This is a genomic window from Pseudomonas sp. RU47, from assembly GCF_004011755.1.
GTDB lineage: Bacteria > Pseudomonadota > Gammaproteobacteria > Pseudomonadales > Pseudomonadaceae > Aquipseudomonas.
In genome coordinates this window covers 260,488-274,283 of sequence record NZ_CP022411.1, presented here as the reverse complement: position 1 = coordinate 274,283, position 13,796 = coordinate 260,488, and the positions used below count along the sequence as shown (strand labels likewise).

General features: G+C 59.0%; 13 protein-coding genes. 9 read left to right on the top strand and 4 right to left on the bottom strand.

Going from position 1 to position 13,796, the window contains the following annotated elements; genetic code table 11:
• Nucleotides 1-3: 3 nt before the first annotated feature.
• Nucleotides 4-468: a type II toxin-antitoxin system HicB family antitoxin gene (locus CCX46_RS01210; RefSeq protein WP_401042953.1), complete on the bottom strand. Its 465-nt coding sequence runs from the start codon at nucleotides 466-468 to the stop codon at nucleotides 4-6.
• Entirely contained in the window at nucleotides 465-647 is a 183-nt protein-coding gene (locus tag CCX46_RS01205; protein ID WP_026000492.1) for a type II toxin-antitoxin system HicA family toxin, read from the bottom strand. The genes CCX46_RS01210 and CCX46_RS01205 overlap by 4 nt, the downstream gene beginning before the upstream one ends.
• A gap of 388 nt (nucleotides 648-1,035) precedes the next feature.
• Between CCX46_RS01205 and CCX46_RS01200 the strand changes: the two genes are divergently transcribed.
• Nucleotides 1,036-1,296 (top strand): hypothetical protein, encoded by a 261-nt coding sequence (locus CCX46_RS01200; protein WP_127925434.1) that lies wholly within the window; start codon nucleotides 1,036-1,038, stop codon nucleotides 1,294-1,296.
• Between the two features lie 23 nt (nucleotides 1,297-1,319).
• Here CCX46_RS01200 and betT read toward each other — a convergent pair whose 3' ends face one another.
• Together betT and epsC are read right to left on the bottom strand one after the other, a co-directional pair.
• The gene (gene betT, locus CCX46_RS01195) at nucleotides 1,320-3,281 is read right to left on the bottom strand and encodes a choline transporter BetT (protein ID WP_174245095.1); all 1,962 of its coding nucleotides are present in this window, start codon (nucleotides 3,279-3,281) and stop codon (nucleotides 1,320-1,322) included.
• 401 nt (nucleotides 3,282-3,682) lie between these two features.
• The gene (gene epsC, locus CCX46_RS01190; protein ID WP_016983653.1) at nucleotides 3,683-4,609 is read right to left on the bottom strand and encodes a serine O-acetyltransferase EpsC; all 927 of its coding nucleotides are present in this window, start codon (nucleotides 4,607-4,609) and stop codon (nucleotides 3,683-3,685) included.
• Nucleotides 4,610-4,799: 190 nt separating this feature from the next.
• On the opposite strand from epsC, the gene CCX46_RS01185 reads away from it, so the two are divergent.
• The 8 genes from CCX46_RS01185 (at nucleotide 4,800) to CCX46_RS01150 (ending at nucleotide 13,686) form a co-directional block, all read left to right on the top strand.
• Entirely contained in the window at nucleotides 4,800-5,792 is a 993-nt protein-coding gene (locus CCX46_RS01185; protein ID WP_127925432.1) for a D-cysteine desulfhydrase, read from the top strand.
• 309 nt (nucleotides 5,793-6,101) lie between these two features.
• The gene (gene tcyJ, locus CCX46_RS01180) at nucleotides 6,102-6,902 is read left to right on the top strand and encodes a cystine ABC transporter substrate-binding protein (protein ID WP_127925431.1); all 801 of its coding nucleotides are present in this window, start codon (nucleotides 6,102-6,104) and stop codon (nucleotides 6,900-6,902) included.
• Complete coding sequence (gene tcyL, locus CCX46_RS01175) at nucleotides 6,902-7,618, top strand: cystine ABC transporter permease (RefSeq protein ID WP_224790092.1); 717 nt, start codon at nucleotides 6,902-6,904, stop codon at nucleotides 7,616-7,618. Before tcyJ ends, tcyL begins: the two co-directional genes overlap by 1 nt.
• 2 nt (nucleotides 7,619-7,620) lie before the next feature.
• Entirely contained in the window at nucleotides 7,621-8,370 is a 750-nt protein-coding gene (tcyN, locus tag CCX46_RS01170) for an L-cystine ABC transporter ATP-binding protein TcyN (RefSeq protein ID WP_127925430.1), read from the top strand.
• A 466-nt stretch (nucleotides 8,371-8,836) separates the two neighbouring features.
• Nucleotides 8,837-9,601 (top strand): hypothetical protein, encoded by a 765-nt coding sequence (locus tag CCX46_RS01165; RefSeq protein WP_127925429.1) that lies wholly within the window; start codon nucleotides 8,837-8,839, stop codon nucleotides 9,599-9,601.
• Between the two features lie 268 nt (nucleotides 9,602-9,869).
• Nucleotides 9,870-11,111: an SfnB family sulfur acquisition oxidoreductase gene (locus CCX46_RS01160; protein WP_127925428.1), complete on the top strand. Its 1,242-nt coding sequence runs from the start codon at nucleotides 9,870-9,872 to the stop codon at nucleotides 11,109-11,111.
• A gap of 23 nt (nucleotides 11,112-11,134) precedes the next feature.
• The gene (locus CCX46_RS01155; protein ID WP_127925427.1) at nucleotides 11,135-12,328 is read left to right on the top strand and encodes an SfnB family sulfur acquisition oxidoreductase; all 1,194 of its coding nucleotides are present in this window, start codon (nucleotides 11,135-11,137) and stop codon (nucleotides 12,326-12,328) included.
• Entirely contained in the window at nucleotides 12,328-13,686 is a 1,359-nt protein-coding gene (locus CCX46_RS01150) for an LLM class flavin-dependent oxidoreductase (protein WP_127925426.1), read from the top strand. Before CCX46_RS01155 ends, CCX46_RS01150 begins: the two co-directional genes overlap by 1 nt.
• The last annotated feature ends 110 nt before the right edge of the window (nucleotides 13,687-13,796 follow it).

Genomic DNA, 13,796 nt, shown 5'->3' with positions numbered 1-13,796 from the left:
TCGCTATACCGACAGTTCGCGCAAGGCGGCCGCCGCGAGAAATCCGGAACGGGATCGATAGCGCTGGTCACGGCGGACTGTCTGGTCAATACGCTCAAGCAACTGCTCCGGCAGCGTGGCGTTAAAACGCACTGACTTGCCGAAATACGGGGTGATATCAAAATCGACCACGCCCCAGATCCCTCCCGCGTAATCCGGGTTATCGAGATGAGCATCAATGTCCCGCACTTGCGGTAACGGCGCGCTGTCGGCTACCAACCCCTCATAGTGAAGCGCCAATGCCTCCTGAGTATTTTCAAACGCCTCAGCGACCGTAGTGCCTGCGGAGAAACAACCCGGGACATCCGGGATGATCACTCCGTAGTCTGAGTCGGCATCCTTGTGCAGAACGACCGGGAATTTCATATGAGTGAGTCCTTCCTCTGACAGGCCCATAAAACGGCCTTCGTTTCCAATAACGGGCCTCATTTCAAGCCCGCCTGTTTCAAAATGCTGTTGATCGTGCCCTTGGGCAGATCCGAATCAGGGTGCTTGATCGTCACCCTTCCTGGCTTGTGCGGATGCTTGTATTGGTGGTGGCTGCCTTTCACCGCCACGAGATACCAACCATCGTCTTCGATCATCCTGATCATTTCCCGACTGCGCATTTCCTTTGCCCTGTTCGACAGCTAGAGCCATTTACTCTAGAGGGCGCAGGAGCCTTTGATACACACGATACACACTCAGATAAATATTAGCTCACTGAACAATCGCTCGGTTATGGGGCAGATCAACGGCAGGCTTGGGCAAGCAAGAAAAACACGTCGCCGGCCAGACTCTCTGTAAGGGTCGCAAAATATGTCCAGTGGAGATGTGGCGGGACTGGATTGGCTATGCTCTAAAGAACACCGAGGTGGCCCCTTCGCGAGCAGGCTCGCTCCCACAGGGATTTCCTGTGTACATGAAATTTATGTCCAGCCGGGATCCATTGTGGGAGCGAGCCTGCTCGCGATAGCGGTCTTTCAGGCGATACCCATCCACCAGGCAGAACCCGCCATGCACACCGCCATCATCATTTTCTTCGGCCTGATCCTGCTCGCCCTGATGCTCTACATCGGCGAGCGCATCGGCTTCAGCCGCCAGACCATGGCCTACGGCTTCGCCGCGCTGTGGCTGGCGTTGACGGTGATCAATGGTGCGGTGGGGGTGGTGCATGCCGGCCAGTCCGTGGGATCGGAAATAGCCATTGGCAGTGCGGTATTCGGCGCGCCGGTGGCGGCGATGGTGTTGTTCATGGTGCTGAGCGCCGAGTCGTAAACGTCCCGGCGCCCAGCCGCCGATCAACGTACCAAATGCAAGAACTGCATGTGCCGTTCGTACTGGTCGAGGATGTCGTTGATGATCTGCTCTTTGGTGTAACCGACCAGATCGTAGTCCTGACTGCCCTCGCTCAAATGCACTTCGGCGCGGTAGTAGCGACGATTGTTGAGCTGCTTGGAACCCATGCCGCCGCGCGCGAACGACGGCGTGAAGTAGCCGCGCATCTGCACCTGATAGATGAACGGATGCGCATCACCATGGCCGATTTCGAGGCTGACGCTGTCATTCGCCGGATCCGGCTGGGTGACCACGTTGAGGCCTTTTTCGACGAACACCGCCGTCACTTCTTCAATCGCCGGGCGCACCGTGGTGTCCATGAAGCGGTACACCTCGTCACGCGACGGGAAGTGCACAGCCTGGCTCAGACGCTGACGCCAGCCACCGGTGCCGCGCCGCGAACCGGAGACCGGCGCCAGCGAATGCAACTGCGCGATCTGCTTCTGCGACTCCAGATAGAACGCCTTGTGCAGGCCCCACATCATCAGCAGCAAGATCAGCGAGAACGGCAACGAAGTCAGCACCACCGCCGATTTCAGCGCATCGATGCTGCCGGAGAACAACAGCGCGCTGGTGATCAGCGCGGTCATCGCGCCCCAGAACACCCGCAGCCATTTCGGCCCGTCTTCGTCAGGGTTGCCGCCCTTGGCCGACAAGGTCGAGAGCACCACGGTGCCGGAGTCGGCAGACGTGACGAAGAACACGAAGCTGATAAACACCGTCACAGCGATGACGGTTTTGCTCCACGGGTAGGTTTCCAGCAGCAGGTAAATGCTCATCGACGGATTCTCGATGGCCGACATGCCCAGCGCGCTCATGCCGTGATTGAGCACTTGATCGAGCGCGCTGTTGCCGAAAATCGACATCCACGCGAGGGTGAAACCGAGCGGAATCAACAACACGCCGAAAACGAATTCGCGGATGGTGCGGCCACGGGAAATACGTGCGATGAACAGGCCCACAAATGGCGACCATGCAATCCACCAGGCCCAGTAGAACACTGTCCAGCCACCGAGCCAGTCGCTCGGTTTGTCGTAGGCGTAGAGATCAAAACTCTTCATCGGCAAGGCGCCAAGGTAGTCGCCAAGGTTCTGGATCAAGGTGTTGAGCAGGTGCTGGGTAGGCCCGGCGAACAACACGAACAGCAGCAGCGCACAGGCCAGCAGCATGTTGATGTCGGACATCACCCGCACGCCTTTATCGACGCCAGAGACGGCCACGATGATCGCCGCGCCCATCATCAGCGTGATCAGGCCGACCTGAATCCACTGGGTGTGCGCGATGCCGAACAGGTAGTCGAGACCGGAGTTGAGGTGCAGCACCCCAAAGCCCATATCGGCACCGAGACCAAACACCGTGGCGATGATGCCGAAGCCGTCCACCGCGTAACCGATGGGGCCGTTGATGCGTTTGCCAATCAGCGGGTACAGCGCCGAGCGCAAGGCCAGTGGCAGATTGTGGCGGTAGGCGAAATACGCCAGCGCCATGCCGACGAAGGCAAACACGCCCCAGCCATGCAGGCCCCAGTGCAGAAACAGAATCTGCATGGCCTGGCGCGCCGCGTCCGCCGTGCCCGCCTCGCCTTGCGGCGGTTGGAGCATGTGGGTCAGCGGCTCAGAGACGCAGAAGAAAAACAGCGTGATGCTGATCCCGGCGGCGAACAGCATGCCGGCCCAGGACAGGTAACTGAATTCGGGCTCGTCGTGGTCGGCACCGAGTTTTATCTTGCCGTAGCCGGATAAGGCGGTGACCACCACGAAGACCAGATACAGGGTCATCGCGAGCATGTAATACCAGCCGACCGTATTGGCCGCCCAGTTTTGCGCTTCCAGCAGCCAGGCGCCGGCTTGCTCAGGCATGGCGATAACAACGAGACCAAACAGCAGAATGACCGTCGCGGCGAAGTAGAACACCGGCGGATTCATGCGTACCAGACCGCTGGCGGGAGTTGACGATGCACTCATGAAACGTGCACCTCGAGGGGTTGAAACGTGGCTGAAATGATCGGACTCAGCAAAGGCAAGCCTCCTGTTGTGAGCGGGCAGCGAACCACCGGTTTAACTTGAATGAACGTTCAAGTTAAACATGGATGGGGTGGTAAGGACTAATCGCACGGCTAGGCGGTAGTTTTCCTACAGTAGCCCAAGGAGGTGTATGACGCGGGTTTAAGGGGATTCGTTCACTGGAGAATTGGCTGAAGGCCATTATTCCGATTTCAGCCTGAAGAGCATTCGCGAGCAGGCTCGCTCCCACAGTTGAAACGCATTCCAGTGTGGGAGCGAGCCTGCTCGCGAAGAGGCCAGATGCCGCAACGCAATTTCAGAGCCTACTTCTGCGTCCCGTCATCATGCTGCAAATTCGCCTGGGTCAAATTGCATCCCGCCGGCACACTGCGTGTCAGCCACACATTGCCGCCAATGGTCGAACCCTTGCCAATGGTGATCCGCCCGAGAATCGTCGCCCCGGCATAAATCACCACATCGTCCTCAACGATCGGATGACGCGGATGGCCCTTCTGCAACTGGCCGTCTTCATCTGCCGGGAAACGCTTGGCGCCCAAGGTCACCGCCTGATAAATCCGCACGCGCTCACCAATGATCGCCGTCTCGCCGATCACCACACCCGTACCGTGATCGATGAAGAAGCTACGGCCGATCTGCGCCCCCGGATGGATATCGATACCAGTTGCCGAATGGGCGATCTCCGCACTGATCCGCGCCAGCAGCGGCAAACCCGCGCGATACAAATGATGCGCCAGACGATGGTGAATCACCGCGAGAATCCCCGGATAGCAGAGCAGCACTTCATCGACACTGCGCGCCGCCGGGTCACCGTGATAGGCCGCCAGTACATCGGTGTCGAGCAGTGTGCGCAAGCCCGGCAAGGCCAAGGCGAAGTCCTGCACGATCTGGATGGCACGAGCCTCGACTTCGGTGTCGGCCTGCGCGCTGTGGCGGGCGACGTAACGCAGTTCCAGCCGTGTCTGCGCCAACAACGCATTCAGCGCCACATCAAGGGTGTGACCGACGTAAAAATCTTCACTCTCTTCACGCAGATCCACGGGGCCCAACCGCATCGGGAACAACGCGCCGCACAACGCTTCGAGAATCTCCGCCATCGCCGCCCGCGACGGTAGCTCGCGACCACCCTGCTCGCCGGACGCCCGGCCGTTCTGTGCCCGCCACTGATCCCGCGCGCTGCGCAGTTGACTGACGATGGTCTGCAATTGCCAATGGCTGGAACGCTCGCTCACGGTAAAGACTCCTCACGGGCGGCCGGACTGTCTGGCCGCGTTAACGGCGCCTACTTTACGGCATGCTCGCGAAGGCGAATTAAGAACCGATAGTGCTGGGCTCAGTCGATTTGGCTATAAGCGATTGGCGGTTGCCCCTGCAAAAGCGCGTGCCTATAGTCCTTTCATCTTCCTCCGCCAGTACGGACCCATGATTAAACAACAGCTGGACCGCTTTGCCCGCCTCGACCTGCTCAACCACCCGACGCCGCTGGAAAAACTCGAACGGCTGTCCACCTGGCTCGGCCGCGAGGTTTACATCAAGCGCGATGACCTGACGCCGCTGGCCATGGGCGGCAACAAATTGCGCAAACTCGAATACCTCGCCGCCGACGCCTTGGCGCAAGGCGCCGACACGCTGATCACCGCCGGTGCGCTGCAGTCGAACCACGTTCGCCAGACCGCTGCACTGGCCGCCAAACTCGGCCTCGGCTGCGTGGCGCTGCTGGAAAATCCGTTGGGCACCGAGGACAGCAATTACACCGGCAACGGCAATCGCCTGTTGCTGGATCTGTTCGACACCAAGGTGGAACTGGTCGACAACCTCGACAACGCCGACGAACAACTCGCCGCCCTCGCCGTGCGTTTGCGCAGCAATGGCAAGAAACCGTATCTCGTGCCGATCGGTGGTTCGAATGCGCTCGGTGCGCTGGGCTACGTGCGCGCCGGTCTGGAACTGGCTGAGCAGATCAAGGACACCGGTCTGGATTTCGCCGCAGTGGTTCTAGCCTCCGGCAGCGCCGGAACTCACAGTGGTCTGGCCTTGGCCCTGGCTGAAGAGCTGCCGCAATTGCCGGTGATTGGCGTGACGGTTTCGCGCAGTGAAGAAAATCAGCGGCCGAAGGTTCAGGGCCTGGCGGAACGCACGGCGGATCTGCTCGGCGTCGAGCTGCCGGCCAGTTTCAAGGTCGAGTTGTGGGATGAATATTTCGGACCGCGTTATGGCGAGCCGAATGCCGGGACGTTGGCGGCGGTGAAGTTGCTGGCGAGCCAGGAAGCGGTGTTGCTGGATCCGGTGTACACCGGCAAGGCCATGGCTGGGTTACTCGATGGTATCGGCCGTCAGCGATTCAATGAAGGCCCGATCATCTTCCTGCACACCGGCGGCGCGCCGGCGCTATTTGCCTACAAGGATTTCCTCTGACTGATCGTTCCCACGCTCTGCGTGGGAATGCAGCCCGAGACGCTCTGCGTCCCTTCGAGAGCTGGAACGCGGAGCGTCCCTAGAGGCATTCCCACGCAGAGCATGGGAACGAACCTCATATTCCAATTAAGAATAACATTTCAATTATTAAGTATTTTCAAGTCTAAAGAAGACATCTTATAGTCTCGCCGCAGGCGAATTTCGCGAGAGACGCATAAGCTGCTTTAAGGCAGGATAGCGCTGTCGTCGAAATCATAAATTCGCCAACTTTCCTTAAGCGTCTTCCATAAGAAAACACAGGGGCTCGTCATGAATTTTTCCGCACTACGTCGCAATCTGCTGGTGGGTTCGCTGGGCCTGGCGCTGAGCGCCGGTCTGATCGGCCAGGCAGTGGCCGGTGAACAGCTGCAACAGATCAAGGACAAAGGCGTTATCAACGTCGGCCTGGAAGGCACTTACCCACCGTTCAGCTTCGTTGATGCCGACGGCAAGCTGTCGGGTTTCGAAGTCGAGCTCTCAGAAGCGCTGGCGCAGAAACTTGGCGTCAAAGCGAAGATCCAGCCGACCAAATGGGACGGCATCCTCGCGGCGCTGGAATCCAAGCGTCTGGACGTTGTGGTCAACCAGGTGACCATCTCCGACGAGCGCAAAAAGAAGTATGACTTCTCCGAGCCGTACACCGTTTCCGGTATTCAGGCGCTGGTGCTGAAGAGCAAAGAGTCCGCACTGAACATCAAGACCGCCGCTGACCTGTCCGGCAAGAAAGTCGGTGTCGGCCTGGGCACCAACTACGAACAATGGGTTCGCGCCAACGTGCCGGGCGCTGACGTCCGTACTTATGACGATGATCCGACCAAGTTCGCTGACCTGAACAACGGCCGTACTGACGCCATCCTGATCGACCGTCTGGCTGCACTGGAATACGCCAAGAAAGCCCCGAAAACCGTGGCCGCCGGCGAAGCTTTCTCGCGTCAGGAAGCCGGTGTTGCCCTGCGTAAAGGTGAGCCGGAACTGCTGGCTGCCGTGAACAAGGCCATCGACGAACTGCGTGCAGACGGCACTTTGAAGAAGCTGTCCGAGAAGTACTTCAACGCAGACGTCACTAAATAATGGAAGTTGGATTTCAATTCGAAGCGCACTTCCCGCAGTTGAGCCAGCAAATCGCCGAGACATCGGCGCTGTTGCTGGACTCCGCACCCTTTCTGCTCAAGGGCGCGTACTACACGGTAGTCCTCAGCCTCGGCGGGATGTTCTTCGGCTTGCTGCTCGGCTTTGGCCTGGCGCTGATGCGCTTGTCGCGCTTCAAATCGGTGAGCTGGCTGGCGCGCGTCTACGTGTCGTTCTTTCGCGGGACGCCGTTGCTGGTGCAGCTGTTCGTGATCTATTACGGCTTCCCGCAACTGGGGATCGAACTGGATCCGCTGCCAGCGGCACTGATCGGCTTCTCGCTGAACATGGCCGCCTACGCCTGTGAAATCCTCCGCGCCGCGATCGGTTCGATCGAACGTGGTCAGTGGGAAGCGGCTGCGAGCATCGGCATGACCCGCGCGCAAACCTTGCGCCGGGCCATCCTGCCGCAAGCGATGCGCACGGCGTTGCCGCCGCTGGGCAACAGCTTCATCTCGCTGGTCAAGGACACGGCGCTGGCCGCCACCATTCAAGTGCCGGAGCTGTTCCGTCAAGCGCAGTTGATTACCGCCCGGACTTTCGAAGTCTTCACCATGTATCTTGCCGCCGCGCTGATCTACTGGATTCTGGCCACGGTGCTCTCGCACTTCCAGAACAAGCTGGAAGAGCGGGTCAATCGGCACGACCAGGAGTCCTGACGATGATTGTCGTGGAAAAACTGACCAAGCAATTCAAGGGTCAGGTCGTGCTCAACGGCATCGACCTGGAGGTCAAGGAAGGCGAAGTCGTCGCGATCATCGGCCCCAGCGGCTCGGGGAAAACGACGTTCCTGCGCTGCCTGAATTTCCTTGAACAACCCACCAGCGGCCGGATCAAGGTCGGCGATATCGAAATCGATACCAGCCGCCCGCTGAACCAGCAGCAGAGTCTGGTGCGCAACCTGCGCCAGCACGTTGGCTTCGTGTTTCAGAACTTCAACCTGTTCCCCCATCGCACCGCACTGGAAAACGTCATCGAAGGCCCGATCGTGGTCAAGAAGATGCCGCGCGACGAGGCAATTGCGTTGGGCAAAAAGCTGATGGCCAAGGTCGGACTCGCCGGTAAAGAAGACGCTTATCCGCGTCGTCTCTCTGGTGGTCAGCAACAGCGCGTGGCGATTGCCCGGGCGCTGGCGATGGAACCGGAAGTGATTCTGTTCGACGAACCGACTTCGGCCCTCGACCCGGAACTGGTTGGCGAAGTACTGGCGACCATTCGCGGTCTCGCCGAAGAAAAACGCACCATGGTCATCGTTACTCACGAAATGGGCTTTGCTCGCGACGTGGCCAACCGTGTGGTGTTTTTCGACAAAGGCGTGATCGTCGAGCAAGGCGAAGCGAAAGCGTTGTTTGCCAACCCGAAAGAAGAACGCACTCAACAGTTTCTCAGCAAGTTCCTCAATCACGCCTGAGAACTTTATTGCGTTATGGGTAACTTCCAAGGATGGAAGTCACCTTTTATAAAACTCTTCCACACATGCCCCCTTCAGAAAAACTTATTCCCTGCGCTACCTATATATGTTCTGCAACAGATAATACCTGCCTGAACCCCGCATCACCCGACATAACAGCATTCGAATAAATCAGCGCAAAATCCCCCAAAAAGCCGCACGTTCCGTGGTCTTTTTCGCGCTAGCTCCTAGGCATACAGCCACAGCAGCGTAGGAAACTTCTGATTAATTCGTAATTCAACGATTAACTAATATCGTCTATTGACACCCCCTCCAACACACTCTTATCTAGTCGACGACCGGCACCACTTAGTTCAACAACCCCGTATTCAACTTGAATAAAAGTTAAAGTTTTATTGCCAGTTTATTCACGCCTTTTGTTCTTTCAGAAACGGACTTCGCTGCAAGGCTTCAAGGAGAGAAATCGATGACCCGTACTTCGCACACCCCCGAGCTGGCAGCGCCGATTCTCGCGCCAGCGCAAAAAACCGGCATCAATCTGGCCGCCGCCGCCCATCTGCAGATCGAGGTGTCGCCCTATCCCGAAATGGATAGCGGCGACCTCATCGAGCTGTTCTGGAATAAATGCTATGTCGCTTCCAGAGTGCTGACGGCCGATGACGTCGGCACGGCAGTCAGCCTGCGGGTTCCGGAGAGTTTCATCGCCAACGGCACCGCGCGCATTCACTACCGGGTGATGCAGGTCGGTCAGGGTCCGGCGTTTTCGGCGGCGACGCGAGTGCAAGTCAAACTGGACTGCCCCGGTGGGCAGCCTTCAGCGCTGAGCGCGGATGAAAACCAGCAACTGGCTCCCGTGACAATCCCCGACGCGATTCGCCGCCAGGGCGTGAATCCGAATCAGATCAAACGCGGCGTGCCGCTGACCATCGAGCCATACCTGAACATGGCCGAGGACGACGCCATCACCTTGCGCTGGGGCGATGTACGCATGGATCTGGCGCCGATCACAGCTGCGGATGTCGGGTTGCCGATTCAGGTCTGGGTACCGCCGTCGGTGATTGTCGAAGCCGGCGAGGATCTGCGCCTGGACGTGACGTATTGCATTCTCGATCGGGTCGGCAACAACTCACGCTGGGCGCCGCCACGCACCTTGAAGATCGGCTGCGTAAATCCGTATCTGACAGTCCCTTTGAGGCAGGAACTCAAGGCAGCCGAATCGCGCAAGGACTGATGTGCTTTGCCGGTGATGGGGGTTCAGCCCCCTCACCTGAAAACGCTTAACCAATCCGACCATCACCCCTTCTATGCATATTCCTAAAAGTTAGTTTATTTAATATTTATACACGCTTAGGGTATATGAACCGGACCACCGGACATTCATTCGTTCGCCGCACTTTTGCGGCGTTTTTCATGAGATGTGAGGTAGGCAGTATGGTCCGGAACACAATCACCCCAGTGCAGATCGCCAGGGCATTGCGTGCAGCCAAGGAGCGGCACTGATGTCCAGTCTGGCAGACGCAAACGTCCAGTCGGATCTGGACATCGCCCCGTTGTTGTTGCCCGCGCAGGTCTTGCGCAACGACGCCCAAGCCATCAATGCCGCCCATGAGCTGGCGCAAGTCGCCCGCGTGCAGGCCGCCAAACGCGACCGTCAGCGCAAGCTGCCGTGGTCGGAAATCGAACAGTTCACCCGCAGCGGATTAGGCAGCATCGCCATCCCGCGCGAATACGGTGGGCCACAAGTTTCGTTCGTCACACTGGCCGAGGTTTTTGCGATTATTTCTGCAGCCGATCCGGCACTGGGACAAATTCCGCAGAACCAGTTCGGCATCATCAATCTGGTGCTCGGCAGCGCCACCGAAGCACAGAAAAAACAGCTGCTCCAGAGCGTTCTGGAAGGCTGGCGCATCGGCAATGCCGGCCCGGAACGCGGCACCAAAAACACCCTGGAACTGAAAGCGCGAATCACCGCCGATGGCGATGATTACGTGATCAACGGCCAGAAGTTCTACTCCACTGGCGCGCTGTTTGCGCATTGGGTTGCGGTGAAAGCGCTCAACGATGACGGCAAGCAGGTATTGGCTTTCGTCCGTCGTGGCACACCGGGTTTGCGCATCGTCGATGACTGGTCAGGCTTCGGTCAGCGCACCACCGCCAGCGGCACGATTCTGCTGAACAACGTGCATGTCGAGTCGAACCTGGTGGTCGACAACTGGAAGATCAACGAAGTCCCGAATACCCAAGGCGCGGTGTCGCAGCTGATTCAAGCCGCGATCGACGCTGGTATCGCCCGTGGCGCCATCGACGACGCCATTGAGTTCGTCAAAACCCGCGCACGGCCGTGGATCGACGCCAAGGTTGATCGCGCCAGCGATGACCTCTATGTGATCGCCGACATCGGCAAGCTGAAAATAGAATTGCACGCCGCTGAAGCGCTGCTGCGCAAGGCCGGCAAAGTGCTCGATCAGGTGCACGCCGCGCCGCTCACCGCCGAATCCGCCGCCCGTGCCTCCATCGCCGTGGCCGAGGCCAAAGTACTGACCACCGAGATTTCTTTGCTCGCCAGCGAGAAGCTTTTCGAACTGGCCGGCAGCCGCGCGACCCTCGCCGAATTCAATCTCGACCGCCATTGGCGTAATGCCCGCGTGCATACGTTGCACGACCCGGTGCGCTGGAAATATCACGCGGTCGGCGCCTATCGCCTCAACGGCACTCTGCCGGCTCGCCATTCCTGGATCTGACGACCAGACATCTGGAGAAACCTATGACTTTTTCCCATCACGTCGCGGTCATCACCAGCGATGAGCAAGCCCTGATCGTCGCCAGCGACCTGGCCGAAGATTTCAAACGCGACAGCGCCCTGCGCGACCGAGAACGTCGCCTGCCGCTGCCGGAACTCGATGTATTTTCCCGCTCCGGTTTGTGGGGCATCAGCGTACCGAAGGAGTACGGCGGCGCTGGCGTGTCCAATGTGACGTTGGCCAAAGTCATCGCCTTGATCGCCCAGGCCGACGGCTCGCTCGGACAGATTCCGCAAAATCATTTTTATGCATTGGAAGTGCTGCGCGTAAACGGCAGCCATGCGCAAAAACAACGGCTGTACGCCGAGGTGCTGGCCGGCCAACGCTTCGGCAATGCCCTGGCAGAACTGGGCACCAAAACGGCTCACGACCGCGTCACCAGCCTTAAGCGCGACGGTGACGGCTATCGCATCAATGGCCGCAAGTTTTACTCGACCGGGGCGATTTACGCCCAGCGCATTCCGACTTCCGTGGTTGATGAAAACGGTGTGCAGCAACTTGCCTTCGTCCCGCGTGACAGCAAAGGCCTGACCGTGATCGACGACTGGAGCGGCTTCGGCCAACGCACCACCGGCAGCGGCTCGGTTGTGTTCGAAGACGTATTCGTCTCGGCTGAAGACGTGCTGCCCTTCCAGAGCGCATTTGAACGTCCGACTACCGTTGGCCCGCTGGCGCAGATCCTTCACGCCGCCATCGACACCGGCATCGCCCGGGCGGCTTACGAGGATGCGCTGCATTTTGTGCGCAGCAAGACGCGCCCGTGGATCGATTCCGGTAACGACAAAGCTACCGAAGATCCGCTGACGTTGAAGAGCTTTGGTCACTTGAGCATTCGCCTGCACGCTACCGAAGCCCTGCTTGAGCGTGCCGGTGAGTTCCTCGATGCCGCACAAGCCGAGACCAACGCCGATACCGTTGCCGCCGCGTCGATTGCCGTTGCCGAAGCACGGGCGATCAGCACTGAAATCTCTTTGGCCGCCGGCAGCACGCTGTTCGAACTGGCCGGCAGCCAGGCGACCCTGATCGAACACGGCCTTGACCGCCACTGGCGCAACGCCCGAGTGCACACCTTGCACGACCCGGTGCGCTGGAAATATCACGCGGTGGGCAACTACTACCTCAACGATGAAAACCCTCCGTTGCGAGGGACGATCTGATGAGCGCCGCGAAAAAGAAGATCCTGCTCAACGCATTCAACATGAACTGCATCGGCCACATCAACCATGGTCTGTGGACGCACCCCCGCGACACCTCGACGCGCTACAACACCCTCGAATACTGGACGGAACTGGCGCAGTTGCTGGAGCGCGGACTGTTCGACGGCTTGTTCATCGCCGACATCGTTGGTGTGTACGACGTCTATCAGAACTCGGTCGATGTCCCGCTGAAAGAGTCGATCCAGTTGCCGGTCAACGATCCATTGCTGCTGGTTTCAGCCATGGCCGCCGTGACCAAAAACCTTGGTTTCGGCCTGACTGCCAATCTCACCTACGAGCCGCCCTATCTGTTCGCCCGACGCATGTCCACGCTCGATCATCTGAGCCGTGGTCGCGTGGGCTGGAACATCGTCACCGGCTACCTCGACAGCGCCGCCAAAGCCATGGGCCTCAGCGAACAAGTCGAACACGACCGTCGCTACGATCAGGCGGACGAGTACCTGGAAGTGCTCTACAAGCTCTGGGAAGGCAGTTGGGAAAACGGCGCGGTGCTCAATGATCGCGAACAGCGCATCTATGCGCAGCCGGAGAAAGTGCACAAGGTCGAGCACAAGGGCGAGTTCTATCAGGTCGAGGGTTATCACCTCTGCGAGCCTTCGCCACAGCGGACGCCGGTGCTGTTTCAGGCCGGCAGTTCCGACCGCGGATTGCTCTTCGCCGGTCGTCATGCCGAATGCGTGTTCATCAGCGGCCAGAACAAGCCGTCGACCAAAGTTCAAGTCGACAAGGTCCGCGCCAGCGCGGTTGAAGCGGGGCGCAACCCTGAGGACATCAAGGTGTTCATGGGCCTCAACGTCATCGTCGGCGCGACGGAAGAAGCCGCGTGGGCCAAGCACGCTGAGTATCTGAGCTACGCCAGCGCCGAGGCTGGCGTGGCGCATTTTTCCGCGTCGACCGGCATCGACTTTTCCCAGTACGAGATCGACGAACCGATCCAGTACGTGAAGAGCAATGCGATTCAGTCGGCCACAAAGAACCTGCAGAACAACGACTGGACCCGACGCAAATTGCTCGACCAGCACGCCCTCGGTGGTCGCTACATCACCGTGGTCGGCTCGCCTGAGCAAGTCGCAGATGAGCTGGAATCGTGGATCGCCGAGACCGGCCTCGATGGCTTCAACCTGACCCGGATTGTTACGCCGGAAAGTTACGTCGACTTCATTGAGCTGGTGATTCCCGAGTTGCAGCGGCGCGGGTCGTACAAGACCGCATATGACAGCGGCAGCTTGCGCGAGAAGCTGTTTCACGGTGCGGCGCAGTTGCCCGAACAACACACCGGATCGTCGTACCGGCATTAAAAGCTTCGCGAGCAGGCTCGCTCCCACATTTGGAATGCATTTCCCCTGTGGGAGCGAGCCTGCTCGCGAAGAGGCCATCCAATACACCACAAATTTATGCACTGACTGGA